This is a genomic window from Variovorax sp. F042, assembly GCF_057814215.1.
Genome location: NZ_JBVASX010000002.1, coordinates 257,320 through 274,464, shown reverse-complemented (window position 1 = coordinate 274,464; position 17,145 = coordinate 257,320). Strand labels below are relative to the sequence as shown.

19 protein-coding genes are annotated in these 17,145 nt (G+C 67.3%); 9 read left to right on the top strand and 10 right to left on the bottom strand.

Translation table 11 applies throughout. The features are described 5' to 3' along the window. Positions 1 to 34: 34 nt before the first annotated feature. The 4 genes from ACZYSP_RS09805 to ACZYSP_RS09790 are packed head-to-tail and all read left to right on the top strand — an operon-like array spanning position 35 to position 3,731. Complete coding sequence (locus ACZYSP_RS09805; protein WP_093049585.1) at positions 35 to 337, top strand: FeoA family protein; 303 nt, start codon at positions 35 to 37, stop codon at positions 335 to 337. Next, positions 330 to 2,225: a ferrous iron transporter B gene (gene feoB, locus ACZYSP_RS09800; RefSeq protein ID WP_093049588.1), complete on the top strand. Its 1,896-nt coding sequence runs from the start codon at positions 330 to 332 to the stop codon at positions 2,223 to 2,225. The genes ACZYSP_RS09805 and feoB overlap by 8 nt, the downstream gene beginning before the upstream one ends. Before the next feature lie 28 nt (positions 2,226 to 2,253). Continuing rightward, complete coding sequence (locus ACZYSP_RS09795; RefSeq protein ID WP_097199776.1) at positions 2,254 to 2,541, top strand: DUF6587 family protein; 288 nt, start codon at positions 2,254 to 2,256, stop codon at positions 2,539 to 2,541. A 5-nt stretch (positions 2,542 to 2,546) separates the two neighbouring features. After that, positions 2,547 to 3,731 carry an FAD-dependent monooxygenase gene (locus ACZYSP_RS09790; protein WP_489014015.1) on the top strand — a complete coding sequence of 395 codons (1,185 nt, stop codon included), beginning with the start codon at positions 2,547 to 2,549 and terminating at the stop codon, positions 3,729 to 3,731. Between the two features lie 22 nt (positions 3,732 to 3,753). Here ACZYSP_RS09790 and ACZYSP_RS09785 read toward each other — a convergent pair whose 3' ends face one another. From ACZYSP_RS09785 to ACZYSP_RS09745, 9 genes are all read right to left on the bottom strand, one after another. Beyond that, a complete protein-coding gene (locus tag ACZYSP_RS09785) occupies positions 3,754 to 5,004 on the bottom strand; it encodes an SMI1/KNR4 family protein (protein ID WP_489014013.1) in 1,251 nt (416 codons plus the stop codon). A gap of 70 nt (positions 5,005 to 5,074) precedes the next feature. Continuing rightward, entirely contained in the window at positions 5,075 to 6,460 is a 1,386-nt protein-coding gene (locus ACZYSP_RS09780) for a reverse transcriptase family protein (RefSeq protein ID WP_489014011.1), read from the bottom strand. 241 nt (positions 6,461 to 6,701) lie between these two features. Further along, positions 6,702 to 7,550, bottom strand: a complete 849-nt coding sequence (kynA, locus tag ACZYSP_RS09775; protein WP_093075533.1) for a tryptophan 2,3-dioxygenase — start codon at positions 7,548 to 7,550, stop codon at positions 6,702 to 6,704. A gap of 16 nt (positions 7,551 to 7,566) precedes the next feature. Continuing rightward, the gene (locus tag ACZYSP_RS09770; RefSeq protein ID WP_093049603.1) at positions 7,567 to 8,052 is read right to left on the bottom strand and encodes a hypothetical protein; all 486 of its coding nucleotides are present in this window, start codon (positions 8,050 to 8,052) and stop codon (positions 7,567 to 7,569) included. Between the two features lie 13 nt (positions 8,053 to 8,065). After that, entirely contained in the window at positions 8,066 to 9,352 is a 1,287-nt protein-coding gene (gene kynU, locus ACZYSP_RS09765) for a kynureninase (protein ID WP_489014008.1), read from the bottom strand. A gap of 10 nt (positions 9,353 to 9,362) precedes the next feature. Beyond that, a complete protein-coding gene (gene kynB, locus ACZYSP_RS09760; RefSeq protein ID WP_093075529.1) occupies positions 9,363 to 10,013 on the bottom strand; it encodes an arylformamidase in 651 nt (216 codons plus the stop codon). A 74-nt stretch (positions 10,014 to 10,087) separates the two neighbouring features. Continuing rightward, a complete protein-coding gene (locus ACZYSP_RS09755; protein ID WP_093049612.1) occupies positions 10,088 to 10,402 on the bottom strand; it encodes a YkgJ family cysteine cluster protein in 315 nt (104 codons plus the stop codon). Positions 10,403 to 10,428: 26 nt separating this feature from the next. After that, on the bottom strand, positions 10,429 to 11,370 hold the full coding sequence (gene argF / locus ACZYSP_RS09750) for an ornithine carbamoyltransferase (protein ID WP_093075528.1): 942 nt from the start codon (positions 11,368 to 11,370) through the stop codon (positions 10,429 to 10,431). Beyond that, positions 11,367 to 12,575 carry an aspartate aminotransferase family protein gene (locus tag ACZYSP_RS09745; RefSeq protein WP_440533717.1) on the bottom strand — a complete coding sequence of 403 codons (1,209 nt, stop codon included), beginning with the start codon at positions 12,573 to 12,575 and terminating at the stop codon, positions 11,367 to 11,369. The genes argF and ACZYSP_RS09745 overlap by 4 nt, the downstream gene beginning before the upstream one ends. Before the next feature lie 161 nt (positions 12,576 to 12,736). On the opposite strand from ACZYSP_RS09745, the gene ACZYSP_RS09740 reads away from it, so the two are divergent. Beyond that, positions 12,737 to 13,066 (top strand): DUF3579 domain-containing protein, encoded by a 330-nt coding sequence (locus ACZYSP_RS09740; protein WP_489014005.1) that lies wholly within the window; start codon positions 12,737 to 12,739, stop codon positions 13,064 to 13,066. A gap of 145 nt (positions 13,067 to 13,211) precedes the next feature. Here ACZYSP_RS09740 and rpsT read toward each other — a convergent pair whose 3' ends face one another. Further along, the gene (rpsT, locus tag ACZYSP_RS09735; RefSeq protein WP_007831346.1) at positions 13,212 to 13,526 is read right to left on the bottom strand and encodes a 30S ribosomal protein S20; all 315 of its coding nucleotides are present in this window, start codon (positions 13,524 to 13,526) and stop codon (positions 13,212 to 13,214) included. Positions 13,527 to 13,657: 131 nt separating this feature from the next. Here rpsT and murJ point away from each other — a divergent pair, with 131 nt between their 5' ends. The 4 genes from murJ (at position 13,658) to ACZYSP_RS09715 (ending at position 17,144) form a co-directional block, all read left to right on the top strand. Beyond that, complete coding sequence (gene murJ, locus ACZYSP_RS09730; RefSeq protein WP_489014002.1) at positions 13,658 to 15,211, top strand: murein biosynthesis integral membrane protein MurJ; 1,554 nt, start codon at positions 13,658 to 13,660, stop codon at positions 15,209 to 15,211. Positions 15,212 to 15,286: 75 nt separating this feature from the next. Further along, positions 15,287 to 16,138: a SirB1 family protein gene (locus ACZYSP_RS09725; RefSeq protein ID WP_093049627.1), complete on the top strand. Its 852-nt coding sequence runs from the start codon at positions 15,287 to 15,289 to the stop codon at positions 16,136 to 16,138. Between the two features lies 1 nt (position 16,139). Next, positions 16,140 to 16,568 (top strand): bleomycin resistance protein, encoded by a 429-nt coding sequence (locus ACZYSP_RS09720; RefSeq protein ID WP_093049630.1) that lies wholly within the window; start codon positions 16,140 to 16,142, stop codon positions 16,566 to 16,568. 144 nt (positions 16,569 to 16,712) lie between these two features. Continuing rightward, entirely contained in the window at positions 16,713 to 17,144 is a 432-nt protein-coding gene (locus ACZYSP_RS09715) for a YciI family protein (RefSeq protein ID WP_093049633.1), read from the top strand. Position 17,145 lies beyond the last annotated feature (1 nt).

Below are 17,145 nucleotides of genomic sequence, written 5' to 3'. Positions count from 1 at the left end.
CCGGCGCGCCCGATATCCCGGGCGTCCTCTCACCGTGCGAACCAACGATTTCGGCGCAGCGCCGACCACCGCCGTCGCCCTGCGCCTCGACCAGCTTCCGAACAACCAGTGGGCCACCGTGCTCGACGTGGCGCGCCCCGACAACGCCGACGACCGGGAACTCGTCCTGCGCCTGACCGAAATCGGCTTCGTGCCGGGCGAGGCCGTGCGCATCGTCGCCAGCGGCATTCCGGGCCGCGAGCCGCTGGCGGTGCGCCTCGGCCACACCACCTTCGCACTGCGCCGCCACGAGGCCGCGCTGATCCACGTCACGCCGGGAGCCGCAAACCATGGTTGAAGCCGTCATCCAGGGCCCCGGCCGCCTCGCCGCCACCGCGCAGCCGGGCCGCATCGCCCTGCTGGGCAATCCCAACTGCGGCAAGACCGCACTGTTCAACCTGCTCACCGGCAGCCGCCAGAAGGTGGCCAACTACGCCGGCGTGACCGTCGAGCGCAAGGAGGGCACGCTGCGCACGCCCTCGGGCCGACGCGTATTCGTGCTCGACCTGCCGGGCGCCTACAGCCTGAACGCGCTGAGCGCCGACGAGGCCGTCACCCGCGACATCGTCACCGGCCAGAGCAAGGAAGCCCTGCCCGACCTGCTGGTGTGCGTTACCGACGCCACCAACCTGCGCCTGAACCTGCGGCTGGTGATCGAAGCCAAGCGGCTCGGCCTGCCGATGGTGGTGGCGCTCAACATGACCGACATGGCGAAGAAGCAGGGCATCGTGGTCGACACGGCCGTGCTCTCGCGCGAACTGGGCGTGCCCGTCATCGAGACCGTCGGCGTGCACACCGGCGGCGCGCAAGGCCTGCTCGCAGCGCTCGACACGCCAGTGGCCGCCGCCACGCCGCAGCCCTGGCAGGCGCCGGGCCTCGACGACGTGCTGGCCACGCAGCGCGAGGTGCGCCGCATCCTCGGTCTCACGGTGAAGGAGCCGGTCGGCAGCCTTGCCACCAGCGACCGCATCGACCGCGTGGTGCTGCACCCCGTGTGGGGCATGCTGGTGCTGGCCGTCACCATGTTCCTGATGTTCCAGGCCGTGTTCAGCTGGGCCAACGTGCCGATGGACGCCATCAAGGCCGGCACCGAGGGGCTGGGCAACCTGCTCAAGACGGCCATGCCCGAGGGCATGCTGCAGAGCCTGCTGGTCGACGGCGTGATCGCAGGCGTGGGCGGCGTCATCGTCTTCCTGCCGCAGATCCTGATTCTTTTCCTGTTCATTCTTGCGCTGGAAGACTCGGGCTACCTGCCGCGCGCGGCCTTCCTGCTCGACCGCGTGATGGGCACCGTGGGCCTGTCGGGCCGCTCGTTCATTCCGCTGCTGTCGAGCTTTGCCTGCGCCATCCCGGGCGTGATGGCCACGCGCACCATCAGCAACTGGCGCGACCGCATCACGACCATCATGATCGCGCCGCTCATGACCTGTTCGGCGCGGCTGCCGGTGTATGCGCTGCTCATCGCGGCCTTCATTCCGGCACGCACCGTGGGCGGCGTGTTCAACCTGCAGGGCGTGGTGCTGTTCGCGCTGTATGTGTTCGGCATCGTCTCGGCGATGGCCGTGGCCTGGGTGATGAAGCGCTTCCGCGACAACACGCAGCATTCGCCGCTGCTGATGGAGCTGCCGGCCTACCGCTGGCCGAACCCGCGCAACCTGGCGCTGGGCCTGTACGAGCGCGCCTGGATCTTCATCCAGCGCGTGGGCACGATCATCCTGACGCTGACGATCCTGCTGTGGTTCCTGTCGACCTTCCCGTCGCCGCCAGAAGGCGCGACCGGCCCGGCCATCCAGTACAGCCTGGCCGGCATGATCGGCCGTGGGCTGGAGCACATCTTCGCGCCCATCGGCTTCAACTGGCAGATCTCGATCGCGCTGGTGCCCGGCATGGCGGCGCGCGAAGTGGCCGTGGGTGCGCTCGGCACGGTGTACGCGCTGTCGGCCACGGGCGACGACGTGGCGGGCCAGCTGGAGCCGCTCATCGCCGGCAGCTGGTCGCTGGCTACCGCGCTGTCGCTGCTGGTCTGGTACGTGTTCGCGCCGCAGTGCATTTCGACGCTGGCTGCGGTGAAGCGCGAGACGGGCTCGTGGAAGTACGTCTGGATCATGGCTGGCTACCTGTTCGCGCTGGCCTACATGGCCTGCTTCATCACCTACCGCGTTGCGGTGGCACTCGGAGCGGGTTAAAACCTGTCATGAAAGGTTTGAAGAAGAAATGGCACAGCAACTGATCGTCGGATTGATCGTCGCGGCCGCCGCGTTCTACGCGGTCTGGCGCTGGATGCCCGCAGGCTGGCGCCGCGGCGCGGCACAGAAGCTCGCGGCCGGCACGCATCGCGCGGGCTGGGTCGACGAAGAACGCGCCAAGGAACTGGCTGCATCGCTCGCCAAGACCTCGGGCTGCGGCTCGTGCGACAGCTGCGGAAGCTGCGCCCCCAAGACACCTCTCAAACAACCGGAAGCCGACCAGGCCACCACCAGCCCGTCCATGCACGGCCGCTGAGACCGATGCCCGCGCACATCCTCGTCGCCGGGGGCGGCATCGGGGGGCTGGCCACTGCGCTGGCGCTTTCCAGGGGCCGGCACCGGGTCGACGTTTTCGAGCAGGCCGCCGTCTTCGGCGAAATCGGTGCCGGCGTGCAGCTCGGGCCCAATGCCACGCGGCGTCTTCAGCAACTCGACCTGGGCCCTGGGCTCGCGGCCATCGCGGCGCGGCCCGATGCGCTGGTGGTGCACAGCGCCGAAAGCGGCTCCGAACTCGCCCGCATGCCGCTGGCCGATGCCATGCAGCAGCGCTACGGCGCTCCCTACTTCTGCGTGCATCGCGCCGACCTGCACGGCCTGCTGCTCGATGCCGTGCGTGCGCGCGGCACCGGCACGCTCGTGACTGGCGCGCAGATCAGGCAGGTGGAAACCAGCGATGACCTCGTCTGCCTGTCGAGCACCGACGCGCGCGCCTGGGAGGGCGAAGCCATCGTCGGAGCCGATGGCCTCTGGAGCATGGTGCGCAGGCAGCTCGATTGCGCGTCTGCCGTGCAGCCACCGCGCGTTACCGGCCACACGGCCTGGCGCGCGTTGATCGAGCAATCGAGCCTGCCTGCCGCATTGCGCCGCAAGCAGGTCGATGTGTGGCTCGGCCCACGCCTGCATGCCGTGGCGTACCCGGTGCGCGGCGGCGACTGGCTCAACGTGGTGGTGATCGCCGAATCGGCCCCGGCCGGCGACGCGCGCGACTGGGACCAGTCCAGCAGCATCGCCGCCCTGAAGCAGGCCATGGGCCGCAGCTGCGCCGGCCTGCAGTCGTTGCTCGATGCCATGCCCGGCTGGCGCGCATGGTCGCTCGGCGACCGCGCCCCCATGACCAGCGCAGCCGAGATGGCGCATGAGCGTGTCGCGTTGGTGGGCGATGCCGCGCATCCGATGGTGCCGTACCTCGCGCAAGGCGCGGGCATGGCCATCGAAGACGCGGTGGCGCTGGCCGATTCGTTAGCTGACGGCCGTGCGGCCGATGTGCCCGCTGCCTTCGCGCGCTATGCCGAGGCGCGCTGGGCGCGCAACGCACAGGTACAGGCACGTGCGCGCCGCAACGGCGAGATCTTCCATGCCACGGGCGCCGTGCGCCTGGGCCGCGACATGGCGATGCGCTTGCTGGGCGCAAAGCTGCTCGACCAGCCCTGGCTGTACGGCGGCTGAGCGAACGGCGCGCCGGCGCCTTTCAGAGCCGGAAGGTCTGCAGGTGCTCGATGCGTTCCGCGAGCCCCTCTTGCCCGAGGTAGTGCCCGTGCGTGCCGTCCTGCATCTGCGCGAGCGTGGTCTCCAGTTCGAGCAGCATCGCATCGCGCTCCGCAACGAATGCGGGCGCCACATCGATGCCCGCCTGCGCGCAGGCATCAGCGATCAGGTGCGCGCTTGCGGGCGCTCCGCACGCCGCGCACTTGACGATGGCCGTCACGTTGGGCTCCGCGCCGTTGGCAAGCAACGCGCTCGTGAGTTCGGGAGCGATCTGCCCGTCGACGTTGCGCAGGGCGTCGGCCGCCACCGGCGCGCCTGCGCGCACCAGCGCCGCGGCTGCGGCGAAGGCGCCGTGCTCCACTGCGACGTCGGTCGCGAGCGCGCTGCCCTGATGCGGCCCGTCGAAGCCCACGCCCGAGGCGGCGAGTTCGGCGACCAGCCCGGCGTCGTCGGCCGCGATCGCATGGCGCAAGGCCACGCGCGCGATCGACGGATGGTGGCGCAGCGTGCCTTCGGCCAGCGGCGTGTGCCAGTCGACCACGGCGTGGCAATAGAAGGTCACCAGCTTGTCCATCAGGTCGAGGTCGAGCCCGTGGTCCTGGTGGCGGTCGTCGAGGTAGCCGAGCAGCGTCTGCCCCGAGAAGTAGTCGCTCGTGGGCGCCAGCGGGTCTTCGTCGAGCTGCAGCGCCGCGAATGCGCCGCGCAGGTCGGGCGCGATGGTGTTCACGCTGTCTTCATGCAGCGCGTGCGTCCAGGCCGGTGGCAGGCCCTTCTTCCACGCGACGATCTGCCCGTGCCCGGCACCGGGTTCGACCACCGCGTAGACGCGGTCGGTGTATTCGAAGCCGCCGAAGGGCAGGTGTGTGAGCTTGCCGCTCGATGGCTTGCCGCCGTCCTCGGCGGCTTCCTTGGCCAGTTCCAGTTCGTGCTCGATCCAGCCCTGCAGGTCGTGGTAGCCGTCACTGCCGTTCCAGAACAGCTCGTTCCAGCTGATGGCTTCGAGGTTGCCGTTCATCTCGAGCGACAGGTCGTAGTCGAGCCGACCGCCCGCCGTCTGCTGCCACAGCGCGAGCAGCGCTTCGGGAATGGGGCCTGCGCACAGGGCCTGCACGGCGTCGATCTGCTGCGGCGGCATTGGCGGCTGCGCGTCGAAGATCACGCGGTCGGCGAACAGCACGACGCCATGTTCGCGCAGGGTGGAGAGCTCGTCGGGTGTGAACCGGATGTCGTGCATGGCGGGGGCCTCCGTTGTTTTCAAAACTGTAGCGCTTTGCGCCGACGGAACAATCAGGTCCACCCCAGCTTCATGAGGGCGTTTGCGTGGTACCCGTCCAGTCGATGCGGTCGAAAAGCCTCATCAGCCGGGCCTTGCGCGTCGGGCTGAACTGGCCGATCCATGCGATGTGGCCCAGCAGGTGACCGCGAAAGTCGGCCGCCTTCGCGCGGTTCTGGCTGGCGGGGCCGTCGAGCGTGCAGCGATGCAGCACGGCCTTGAGCCGGTCGAAGTCTTCGCGCGGCGCGTTGGCCTTGTCGTTGATGACCACGCCGGTCACGCGCTGCTGGCGGTGCTGCGGCATGCAGCGCACCTTGCGCGGGTGCAGCTCGAAGCCCTCGTCGGCCGCGATGCCGTCGACCCAGGCGCGCAAGGCGGTGAACCGCGCGCGCAGCGAGGCCGGCCCGGAGAACACCAGGTCGTCGGCATAGCGCGTGTAGGTGGCGCCGAAGACCCACGCCAGGCCTTCGAGCCGCAGGTCGAGCCGGAATGCGCAGAGGTTGGCCAGCGCGGGCGAGCAGGGCGAGCCCTGGGGCAGGTGCGGCGCGGCGAGGCGCTTGGCGCCCATCCAGTCGAGCCCGCCGTCGTCGCGCAGGCGCTCGATCACGGCGGCATCGGTGCGGTGCGTGCACAGTGCGGTGAGGGCGCGCGCCACGCCTTCGGGGTAGCCCAGCGTGCGCCACGTGGCATGCACGCGCGAGGCGCGAACGGCGGGGAAGAAGTCGCGCAGGTCGAATCCGATCACGACCTCCTTGTCGGCGTGGGCGGCCGCGTGGCTCGCGACCGAGCGGCCCGGCACGAAGCCGTGCGCCGCTTCATGCACGGGCACGTGCTGCAGAAGGTCGTCAAGGATGCGGCGCTGCGCGCGCTTCAGGTCGGCCTTGGGAATCTCGAGCAGGCGCAGGCCGCCGAGGCGCTTGGGCTGCAACTGGTAGCGGTAGTGCGATGAGGGCTGCACGCTGGGATCGCTGGGTGCGCGAAAAGCCTGTGCCGGCGATGTGAGCCAGGCCAGCCGGTCCGCGTCGAGCTCCAGCCACTGCGCGAGGTCGGCGAGCGTCGGGATGTTCGGCAGCGCGAAATGGTCCAGCCCCATCGGGCGGGGGAACATCTCCGCGGGCCGAAGGATGATTCGCCGCACGCGTGGCTCCTCGTCCTGCTCGAAGGCCGCGTCGAACTCAGGCATTTCATGGATCGCCTTCGCCAACGTGGGCAGGTCGGTGCGCCGCCAAGTGGCTCGCGACCGGTTGCCGAGCGCTTCCGCCAGCGGCTTCAGCCAGGGCGCGTCGGCGCCCAGCGTTGCCGCAGCCCGCGCGCGTAACGCACCGGGCGCGGTGCCGCCGGGTTGCCTCGCATCGGCAAGCAATGCGCGCGCTAGGCTTTGGGCGATCCATTCGCTGTAGCTCAGTTCACGCGTCATGAATGAAGATGGCGAGGCCTGTGAAGGTGGGTGGCAACCAGCCCTTCAACCAGCCGGTGATGCGCTAGCTGGGCTGCGCGGTAGCGCAGGTCCGCTCACGCGCCGGAATGTGTAGCCATCCATCCACCACGGGGTTCCCCCGCAGTACAAGACCAGGCGACGAATCGCAGAGCCTTGTCGAGTCTTGAAGTGCCGGTGCCGCGCGGATTGTAGGAGCCAACTTCGCGCGCGGTCTTCCAGATTACAGGTCGGTGCGCAGCTTCCAGATTTCCGGAAACAGCACCACGTCGAGCATCTTGCGCAGGTAGCTCACGCCGCCCGTGCCGCCGGTGCCGCGCTTGAAGCCGATCACGCGCTCGACCGTCGTCACGTGGCGAAAGCGCCAGAGGCGGAACGCGTCTTCCAGGTCGGTGAGCTTTTCACCGAGCTGGTAGAGATCCCAGTGATCGTGCGGATTGCGGTAGACCGTGAGCCACGCCGCTTCGACACCATCGCTCGATTCGTAGGGCTGTGTCCAGTCGCGTTCCAGCCGGTCGGCGGGCACCGGCAGGCCGTGGCGTGCCAGCAGGCGCAGCGACTCGTCGTACAGCGAAGGCGCGCGATAGGCCGCTTCGACCTGCGCCAGCAGATCGGCGCGGTGTGCATGCGGCTTGAGCATGGCGGCGTTCTTGTTGCCGAGCGCGAATTCGATGCACCGGTACTGCGCACTCTGGAAGCCGCTGGAGTTCGCGAGGTAGGGGCGCATCGCCGTGTACTCGGGCGGCGTCATGGTCGAGAGCACGGTCCATGCGCTCACCAGCTGTTCCATGATGCGGCTCACGCGCGCGAGCATCTTGAATGCGTCGGCCAGCTTCTCTTCGGCGATGTGGGCGGTGGCGGCACGCAGCTCGTGCAGCATCAGCTTCATCCAGAGCTCGCTGGTCTGGTGCTGCACGATGAACAGCATTTCGTCGTGCGCGGGCGAAAGCGGATGCTGCGCGTTGAGGATCTCGTCGAGGTGCAGGTAGTCGCCGTAGCTCATGGACTTGCTGAAGTCCAGCTGCGCTTTTTCCTCGTGGACGATGTTCTCGGGGGACTTGTCGGTGCTCATGATGTTTGCTGGCGGGTCATCGCCAGACCACGGCGGTATAGGAAGGAAGGCCCATGCCGGACTCCTTCTTCGGATAGACGAAGCGCACGACCTCGTTCTTGCGCTTGTATTCCTGGTAGGTCTCGCCGCCGGGAATGCGGCCCTTCTCGCCCGGCTTGTAGCCGGTGTCGCGTGCCTCCTTCACGAGGCGCTCGAAGGCGGCCTTGTCGGTCAGCGAGAGCTGCACGCCGTCCTCACTGCGGCGGCTTTCCACGTAGGTGGACTTCATCAGGTGCGTGGTCTGGCCGTCGACGAACTTCTCGTACTCGATCATGCTGACCTCGTCGGTCACGGTCTTGTCGGCATACGAGAAGCCCTGGCTCTTGATCTGCTGGCGAAAGGCGTCGGGCGTCAGTTCGGCGAAGGCCTTCAGTTGCGGCAGCGTGAACGCCGGTTGCTGTGCAAGGGCGGGTGCCGCCAGCATCAGCAAGGCGGTGTACAGAATGATCAGTCGGGATTTCATGGCTGGCTTCGTCTCAGGTTACGGCGTTCTTGCGGTTGAACTCTTCGCGCTTCCACTCGCCCGTCTCCAGCACCTGCGCCAGGTGCTCGACCGAGTTCCACACGTCCTCGAAGCTCAGGTACAACGGCGTGAAACCGAATCGCAGGATGTCGGGCATCTGCGAGTCGCCGGCGCGGTAGTCGCCGATCACGCCGCGTGCGATCAGCGCCTGCACGATGGCGTAGGCACCTTCTTCTCGGCTCAGGCAGACCTGCGAGCCGCGCAGTGCGTGGTCGCGCGGGGTGACGAGCGAGAGGCCTTGACCGGCGCAGCGCTCTTCGACCAGTGCGATGAACAGGTCGGTGAGCGCGAGCGACTTGGTGCGCAGCGCGGCCATCGCGCCGTTCGTGCCGTTGAAGGCTTCGGCCGCGAGCACGGTGTCGAGCCCGCATTCGAGCCCGGCCAGCGCGATGATCGGCTGCGTGCCGCAGAGGTAGCGGCCTACACCCGGGGCAGGCCGGTAGTGCGGCGTGAACTCGAAGGGCGCCGCATGGCCCCACCAGCCGGACAGCGGCTGCTCGAACTGCCCTGCGTGCTTCGTGTTCACCCATGCGAACGCCGGCGCGCCGGGGCCGCCGTTCAGGTACTTGTAGCCGCAGCCGATGGCGTAGTCGGCCTCGCTGTCGTTGAGCGCGACCGGCACGGCACCTGCGCTGTGCGCGAGGTCCCACACCGTGAGCGCGCCCACGGCGTGGGCGGCGGCGGTGACGGACTTCATGTCGTGCATGGCGCCGGTGCGGTAGTTGACGTGCGTGAGCATCAGCACGGCCACTTCGTCGGTGAGCACCGAATCCGGGCCTTGCAGTTCGCTCGCATCGATCAGCTTGAGCGTGAAGCCGCGCTCGCGGCACAGCGATTCGGCAATGTACAGGTCGGTCGGGAAGTTGCTGCGCTCGCTGATCACCAGCTTGCGACCGCTGTCCTTCTGTTGCGAGAGTGCCGCGAACAGCACCTTGTAGAGGTTGACCGAGGTGCTGTCGGTGCACACCACTTCGCCGGGCGCTGCGCCGATCAGTCGTGCCACCTTGTCGCCCAGGCGTTGCGGCAGGTCGAACCAGCTCGCGGTGTTCCACGAGCGGATCAGGCCTTCGCCCCATTCCTTCGTCACCACCTCAGCGATGCGTGCCGGTGCGGCCTTGGGCATCACGCCGAGCGAGTTGCCGTCGAGGTACAGCACGCCCTCGGGAATGGTGAATTGGTCGCGCAAGGCGCGCAGCGGGTCTTGCGCGTCGAGCGCGCGGCAGTCTGCAAGTGTCGTCATGGTGGAGGTTTCAGCGGGGGAGTTCGCGCAGCACGGCGCGAACGGGGGAGGCATCGGCGCTGACCAGCTTGAGCGGCAGCGCGATGAGTTCGTAGTCGCCCTCGGGCACGTCGTCGAGCACGAGGTTCTCGAGCACGCGCAGGTCGAGGCGGCGAATGCGTTGGTGGCTTTCCAGCGTCTTGCTGTCGGCCGGGTCGATGCTGGCGGTGTCGATGCCGATGAGCTTCACGCCCATGGCCGCGAGGCGCTCGACGGTGGCAGGGGCGTAGGCCGCAAGCTGCGGGTCCCAGTGGCCGACCGGCATGGTGGTGTAGGTGCGCACCAGCACGCGCGGGGGCAGGGTGCTGTCGACGGCGTGGGCGATGTGATCCCACTCGACGAGCGGGCCCTTGTCGATCGCGTGGATCACGCGGCAGGGGCCGAGAAAGGGCGTGAGGTCGACGTTGCCGATGGTCTGGCCCTCGGGGTCGTAGTGCAGCGGCGCATCGGCGTGCGCGCCGACGTGGGGCGAGAGCTTGATCTCGCTGACATTCACCGGGCAGTCCGGTGAAATGGTCGCCGCCCAGCGCTGCTGGTAGGGCGTGTCGCCGGGAAAGACCGGCGCGCCTTCATGCACGGGCGGCGAGATGTCCCAGATGCGTTGCTGATGTGATGGAGCCATGGCGCGAAGTTAGCGCCGGGCGAGGGGTCGTGGTGTCGGTTATTTCCAACACCGAACGTGACGAGTTGAACGGATCAGTGCAACGACGACAGCGCTGGCAACCCGTGCCGTGCCCGGGCCCGCTCGCAGGCGTCGCTGCCAGCTTGAAGCTCGTGGCACGGATTGGGGCGCCATTCGTAGATGCCGCAGCCCACGGACTGGCCGATCTTGCCGGTGAGCGCAGCGCAGCGCATGGGCGTGTGGTCGGTGCCGCGCATGCGGCAGATGGCGTCGTTCACCTCGACGGCGAGGCCCGAGGGCACCTTGCCGCCGTTGTCGTCGAGCTCATGCACGCTGAAGTCGACGCGGTAGCTGGCGCAGCAGGCGCCGCATTGCTGGCAATCGGACATGCGGCTGCGCCTTGTACTTCAGGTGGTCAGAGCTTGCCGAGGAGCAGGAACTCCATCAGCGCCTTTTGCGCGTGCAGGCGGTTCTCTGCCTCGTCCCACACCACAGACTGTGGCCCGTCGATGACTTCGGCCTGCACCTCTTCGCCGCGGTGGGCAGGCAGGCAGTGCATGAACAGGGCGCCGGGCTGGGCGATGCGCATCATGTCCTCGTCGACGCACCAGTCGGCAAAGGCCTTGCGGCGCGCCTCGTTCTCGGCCTCGTAGCCCATGCTGGTCCAGACGTCGGTGGTCACGAGGTCGGCGCCGCGGCAGGCTTCCATCGGGTCCTTGAAGACCTTGTAGCTGTCGCCCGAGCGGATGCCGGCGATCGACTGGTCCACCTCGTAGCCGCTGGGCGTGCTCACGTGCACCGTGAAGCCCAGGATCTCGGCCGCCTGCAGCCAGGTGTTGGCCATGTTGTTGCCGTCGCCCACCCACGCCACCGTCTTGCCCTGGATGGAGCCGCGGTGCTCGATGTAGGTGAAGATGTCCGCGAGGATCTGGCAGGGATGGAACTCGTTGGTCAGCCCGTTGATGACGGGCACCCGCGAGTGCGCGGCAAAGGTGTCGATCTTGGTCTGCTCGTAGGTGCGGATCATCACGATGTCGACCATGCGGCTGATGACCTTGGCGCTGTCCTCGATGGGCTCGGCGCGTCCGAGCTGGCTGTCGCCGGTGGTCAGGTGGACCACGCTGCCGCCGAGCTGGTACATGCCGGCCTCGAAGCTCACGCGGGTGCGCGTGCTGGCCTTCTCGAAGATCATGGCCAGCGTGCGGTCGACCAGCGGCTGGTGCTTTTCGTAGGTCTTGAACTTCTTCTTGATGATCGCCATGCGATCGAAGAGGTAGGCGTACTCGTCGGCCGTGAAGTCCGAGAACTGCAGGTAGTGCCGGATGGCGGCGGGTGCGGTCGTCGTGGCGGTCGTCATTGGGCGGCAGGCTCCGACAGGAAGTTTTTGACGATGGGCGCGAGGATGGCAACGATCTCGTCGGCTTCGGCAATGCTCAGGATGAGCGGCGGCACGAGGCGGATCACCTTGTCGGCCGTCACGCTCAGCAGCAGGCCGGCGTCGCAGGCGCGGTTCAGGATCACGCCGCAGGGACGGTCGAGTTCGATGCCCAGCATCAGGCCCTGGCCGCGGATTTCCTTCACGCCGGGCAGGCCGCCGATTTCGCGCTCCAGCGCGGCCTTGAGGTGGGCGCCGACGGTGGCGGCGTTTTCGAGCAGCTTGTGCTCTTCCATGATGCGGATGGTTTCGACGCCGGCACGCATGGCGAGCGGGTTGCCGCCGAAAGTGGTGCCGTGGTTGCCCGGGCCGAAGATGTTGGCGGCCTTGGGGCCGGCCACCACGGCGCCGATCGGCACGCCCGAGCCCAGGCCCTTGGCCAGCGGCATCACATCAGGCTTGATGCCCGCCCATTGGTGGGCGAACCACTTGCCGGTGCGGCCCATGCCGCACTGCACTTCGTCGATCATCATGAGCCAGTCGCGCTCGTCGCAGAGTTGGCGCACCTGCTTGAGGTATTCGACGCGCATCGGGTGGATGCCGCCTTCGCCCTGGATGGTTTCGAAGAACACGGCAACCACGTTGGGGTTGCCTTCGGTGGCCTTCTTCAGCGCCTCGATGTCGTTCAGCGGCACGCGGATGAAGCCCTCGACCAGCGGGCCGAAGCCGGCCTGCACCTTGGGATTGCCGGTGGCCGACAGGGTGGCGATGCTGCGGCCGTGGAAGGCGGCTTCGTAGACGACGATCTCGGGGCGCTCGATGCCCTTGTCGTGGCCGAACTTGCGCGCCAGCTTCAGGGCGGCTTCGTTGGCTTCGAGGCCGGTGCAGCAGAAAAACGCGTTGGTGAGGCCCGAAATCTCGGTCAGCTTGGTGGCGAGCTGTTCCTGGCCGGTCACGTGGTAGTAGTTGGAGCTGTGGATCAGCTTGGTCAGCTGGTCCTGCAGGGCGGGCACCAGCTCGGGGTGGTTGTGGCCCAGCGTGTTCACGGCAATGCCGCCGAGGCCGTCGATGTAGGCCTTGCCCGTGGTGTCCCAGACTCGGCAACCCTGACCGTGCGACAGTGCGATCGGCAGGCGACCGTAAGTGTTCATGACGTGGGGCGAGGTGGGCTGGGCGGTAGCGCTCATTCGGGTTCTCCAGATAGGGAAGGCGGATTCTAGGCGTGCCGTTTGACGGCTTCGTTGAGGATTCCGCATTACAGCAATGCCCCATGTTCAGGATGCAAAAAGTGCCGCGGATAGAATCGCTTGCTGCACCGCAGCACCCGCTCCGGTCGCCTCATTCAACGATGATTTCCCCCACTGCCAAAGAAATCTTCATCCAGGGCATCACCAAGGATGGCCGGACATTCCGCCCCAGCGATTGGGCCGAGCGTCTGGCCGGCGTGATGTGCTCTTTTCGCCCCGGCGGCGCCTATCCGGGCAGCCACCTGAGCTACTCGCCCTGGTGCATTCCGACGACCATCAACGGCGTGAAGTGCGTGATCGTGAACCGCGAGCTGCGCGATGCCGAGCCGATGGCCTGGGATTTCTGCGTGAACTTCGCGAGAGACAACGACCTGCAGGTGGCCGAGGCCTGTCTGGTGCCCGACACGCCCATCCCCCCCAAGAAGTCCTGAGCGGCCTTTTTTCTTGCCCGTCGCCCTGGGGCGCAAATCGAATGGGCATGAAAAAACCGCCCGAAGGCGGTTTTTCACTTTGCTGCAGCGCACCCCGATCAAACGGCGGACTGGAGGATTCCGGTCCGGGCTTGCCTGACAGGTGTCAGGCGGCGGCCTTTTCAGGCGCGAGGGCGAGGGCCTTGACCTTGGCCGACAGGCGGCTCTTGTCGCGGGCTGCCTTGTTCTTGTGGAAGATGCCCTTGTCGGCGACGGTGTCGACGATGCTCTGGGCCTTCGCGAACAGTTCGCTTGCCTTGGTCTTGTCGCCAGCCAGAACAGCCTTTTCGACGTTCTTGACAGCGGTACGGTATTTGGAGCGCAGCGAGGTGTTCGCAGCGTTGAGCTTGGTGTCCTGGCGGACGCGCTTACGGCCGGAGGCGAGGCGCGGGTTCTTCTTCTTGGGCTTGGCGGATGCCATATTTAATGTTCCTTAGGTGTCTGAGGATGATGCAGCAAAGCCCACCATTATAGGCCGGGTTGGCCCTTTTGCCCAATTCGCGCCCGAATCGGCCCGTTTCGGCACCTTCGCGGGCCCTACACTCGGCCCCCGTGTCCCTGCTCAAATCCGCCTCCACCGTCTCCCTGCTGACTCTCGCTTCGCGGATCACGGGCCTTGTGCGCGACGTGCTGTTTGCCTCGGTTTTCGGCGTCAGCGCGCTGACCGACGCTTTCAACGTCGCATTTCGCATCCCCAACCTGTTCCGGCGGGTCTTCGGCGAAGGCGCCTTCAGCCAGGCCTTCGTGCCAGTGCTGGCCGCGCGCAAGGCCGAAGACGGGGAAGAGGGCGCCCGGCAGCTGATCGACCACGTCGCCACGCTGCTCACCTGGACACTGCTGGTCGTGTGCGTGGCCGGCGTGGCCGGCGCGCCGCTGCTGGTCTGGGCCATGGCGAGCGGACTGCCCGGCTTCGACTCGGCCGTGATCATGACGCGCTGGATGTTCCCGTACATCGGCTTCATGTCGCTGGTGGCGCTGGCGGGCGGCATTCTCAACACCTGGCGCAAGTTCGCGGTGCCGGCGGCGTCGCCGGTGCTGCTCAACATTGCGCTGATTTTGGCGATCGTGGTCGGGGCGCCGCTGTTCCGCCGGTGGGGCATCGAGCCGATCTATGCGCAGTGCGTGGGCGTGCTGGTGGGCGGTGTGCTGCAGCTGGCCCTGCAGATTCCGGCGCTGCGCAAGCTCGGGCTGATGCCGCGTGTCGGCGCGAGCTTCCGGGCGCTGCGGACCGCATGGACCGACCCTGCCACGCGCAAGGTGCTCAAGCTGATGCTGCCCGCGCTGCTGGGCGTGAGCGTGGCGCAGATCTCGCTGCTCATCAACACGCAGATCGCCTCGCACCTTGCAGTGGGCAGCGTCACCTGGATCACCAACGCCGACCGTCTGATGGAATTTCCCACCGCCATGCTCGGCGTCGCGCTCGGCGTGGTGCTGATGCCGCAGCTGGCCGGCGCCCGCGCCGCCAAGGACGACGCGCGCTATTCGTCGCTGCTCGACTGGGGCCTTCGTCTCGTCGTGCTGCTTTCCGCGCCTTGCGCCATCGCGCTGCTGCTGTTTGCCAAGCCGCTGGTGGCGGTGCTCTTCCACAACGGCGCGTACACCGGCGAGGATGTGGGCCGCACGACCCTGGCGCTGATGGGCTACGGCGTTGGGCTGGTCGGCATCGTGGCCGTGAAGGTGCTCGCGCCCGGCTACTACGCCAAGCACGACACGCGCACGCCGATGCTCATTGCCGTGGGCGTGCTGGTGCTGACGCAGGTGCTCAATATCTTCCTGGTGCCTGTGCTGCAGCACGCGGCGCTGACCCTGACCATCGCCATCGGCGCGCTGGTCAATTCGACCTGGCTGCTTGTCGGCCTGATGCGCCGCGGCAGCTACAAGCCCGAACCGGGTTGGGGCAAGTTCGCGCTGCAGGTGCTGGCGGGCACGCTGGTGCTGGCCGGCCTGCTGTTCTGGGGCTCGGGCCATTTCGACTGGGTCGGCCTGCGCGAGCAGCGCCTGCTGCGCATCGGCCTGCTCGCTGCGCTGATCGCCGGCTCGGCGCTGCTCTATTTCGCCGTGCTGGCGGCCGTCGGCGTGCGGTTGCGCAGCTTCCTGCGCCGCTGAAGCCAGCGCGCAGGGCGTTGGCAATACGCACGTGTCCCGCCTTGACGCTCCCTGAATGCTCCTCTACAAAGACACATGACGTTCAGCTTTCAGGTTCCTACCGCACTGGAGTATTTCGAATCGCTGGTTCGCAGCGACGACCAATTTCCGTTGCTCGAAGCTGCCGCCAGCCTGGCGCAGGACGAATACCCCGATCTCGACGTTCAGCAGGTGCTTGGCGATGTAGACCAGCTCCTGGCCCGCCTGAAGCGCCGCCTGCCGGCCGACGCCGCACCGCTGGCCCGCCTGCGCGCCCTGAACCAGTTCTTCTTCAATGACCTGAGCTTCGGCGGCAACGTCAACGACTACTACGACCCCGACAACAGCTACCTGAACGCCGTGCTGCGCACCCGCCGCGGCATTCCGATCTCGCTGGCCGTGCTGTGGATGGAACTGGCGCAGGGCCTGGGCCTGCAGGCACGCGGCATCGGGTTTCCGGGGCATTTCATGCTCAAGGTGACGCTGCCCAAGGGGCAGGTGGTGATCGATCCTTTCACCGGCAAGTCGCTGTCGCGCGAGGAACTCGGCGAGCGGCTCGAACCCTACAAGCGCAGCAATGGCCTGGTCGGCGATTTCGACGTGCCGCTGGGCCTGTACCTGCAGCCCGCAAGCCCGCGCGAAATCATCGCGCGCATGCTGCGCAACCTGAAGGAAGTGCACCACGCGCAGGAAGACTGGCAGCGCGTCATCGCCGTGCAGGACCGCCTGATCGCCCTGCTGCCCAGCGCCTGGGGCGAGTACCGCGACCGCGGCATCGCGCACGCCGAGCAGGGCAACACGGCGCAGGCCGTGCGCGACCTGGAAACCTATCTGGGGAAGGCCGAGGACGCCCTCGACATCGACGCGATCGCTGAGCGCGTCGCCATGTTGCGCCGAATGGCCAGCTGAAATGAACACCAAGGCCGGTGTGAGCCCGGCGCCCGACCTGGGCACCCTGCATGAATTCCACGGCGTGCAGCCGGTGCTGCCGGTGTCGGACGTGTCGCGCGCCGCGCGGTGGTTTCGCGACGTGCTGGGCTTCGAGCTCGACTTCATCGCGGGGGAGCCGCCCAGCTACGCCCGGGTGAAGAAGGGCGACCGCAGCTACGGCGACCCGGTCTACCTGAGGCTGTGGCAATGCAACTCGCGCGAGGCCAAGCCCTGGCGCGGCGAAATCGTGATCCACGTGGGCAAGGACATCGACGGCCTGCACGCCGCCTACGTGAAGCGCGGCGTGACGGTCATCGAGCCGCCGACCTCCCAGCCCTGGGGACTGCGCGAATTCGCGATCCGGGAGCCCGACGGCCACGTGCTGCGCTTCTGCGGCTATCTGCCCTGAAGCCTCGATTTCAGAAACACAAAATTACAAATAGATCGATGCGATCGTGTCGATCCGTCTTCCGCTCGTCCGACGTGTGAACAGGAGCAGGCAAATTTCATTCGTCAGCCGCTCCCAGTCTCATCAACCTTCAGGAGAAACGACATGCGATTCATGATTCTGGTCAAGGCCAACGCCGATTCCGAAGCCGGTGTGATGCCCAGCACCGAAATACTCACCGCCATGGGCAAGTTCAACGAGGAACTGGTCAAGGCCGGCGTGCTGCTGGCGGGCGAAGGCCTGCACCCCAGCTCCAAGGGCGTGCGCGTGCGCTGCGAAGGCCCGACCAAGCGCACCGTCATCGACGGCCCCTTCGCCGAAACCAAGGAGCTGCTGGCTGGTTTCTGGCTGTTCCAGGTCAAGTCAAAGGAAGAAGCCATCGAGTGGATCAAGCGCAGCCCCTTCCAGGAAGGCGAGATCGAGATCCGCCAGGTGTTCGAGGCTGCCGACTTCGGCGATTCGATGACGCCCGAGCTGCTCGCCCAGGAAGACCGCCTGCGCGCCGAGACCGAGGCCCGCGCGAAGGCCGGCAGCTGAA

Coding starts and splice junctions, on each gene's coding strand:
- feoB (WP_093049588.1), top strand. CDS start 330: ATGGTTGAAGCCGTCATCCAGGGCCCCGGCCGCCTCGCCGCCACCGCG.
- ACZYSP_RS09795 (WP_097199776.1), top strand. CDS start 2,254: ATGGCACAGCAACTGATCGTCGGATTGATCGTCGCGGCCGCCGCGTTC.
- ACZYSP_RS09790 (WP_489014015.1), top strand. CDS start 2,547: ATGCCCGCGCACATCCTCGTCGCCGGGGGCGGCATCGGGGGGCTGGCC.
- ACZYSP_RS09785 (WP_489014013.1), bottom strand. CDS start 5,004: ATGCACGACATCCGGTTCACACCCGACGAGCTCTCCACCCTGCGCGAA.
- ACZYSP_RS09780 (WP_489014011.1), bottom strand. CDS start 6,460: ATGACGCGTGAACTGAGCTACAGCGAATGGATCGCCCAAAGCCTAGCG.
- kynA (WP_093075533.1), bottom strand. CDS start 7,550: ATGAGCACCGACAAGTCCCCCGAGAACATCGTCCACGAGGAAAAAGCG.
- ACZYSP_RS09770 (WP_093049603.1), bottom strand. CDS start 8,052: ATGAAATCCCGACTGATCATTCTGTACACCGCCTTGCTGATGCTGGCG.
- kynU (WP_489014008.1), bottom strand. CDS start 9,352: ATGACGACACTTGCAGACTGCCGCGCGCTCGACGCGCAAGACCCGCTG.
- kynB (WP_093075529.1), bottom strand. CDS start 10,013: ATGGCTCCATCACATCAGCAACGCATCTGGGACATCTCGCCGCCCGTG.
- ACZYSP_RS09755 (WP_093049612.1), bottom strand. CDS start 10,402: ATGTCCGATTGCCAGCAATGCGGCGCCTGCTGCGCCAGCTACCGCGTC.
- argF (WP_093075528.1), bottom strand. CDS start 11,370: ATGACGACCGCCACGACGACCGCACCCGCCGCCATCCGGCACTACCTG.
- ACZYSP_RS09745 (WP_440533717.1), bottom strand. CDS start 12,575: ATGAGCGCTACCGCCCAGCCCACCTCGCCCCACGTCATGAACACTTAC.
- ACZYSP_RS09740 (WP_489014005.1), top strand. CDS start 12,737: ATGATTTCCCCCACTGCCAAAGAAATCTTCATCCAGGGCATCACCAAG.
- rpsT (WP_007831346.1), bottom strand. CDS start 13,526: ATGGCATCCGCCAAGCCCAAGAAGAAGAACCCGCGCCTCGCCTCCGGC.
- ACZYSP_RS09725 (WP_093049627.1), top strand. CDS start 15,287: ATGACGTTCAGCTTTCAGGTTCCTACCGCACTGGAGTATTTCGAATCG.
- ACZYSP_RS09720 (WP_093049630.1), top strand. CDS start 16,140: ATGAACACCAAGGCCGGTGTGAGCCCGGCGCCCGACCTGGGCACCCTG.
- ACZYSP_RS09715 (WP_093049633.1), top strand. CDS start 16,713: ATGCGATTCATGATTCTGGTCAAGGCCAACGCCGATTCCGAAGCCGGT.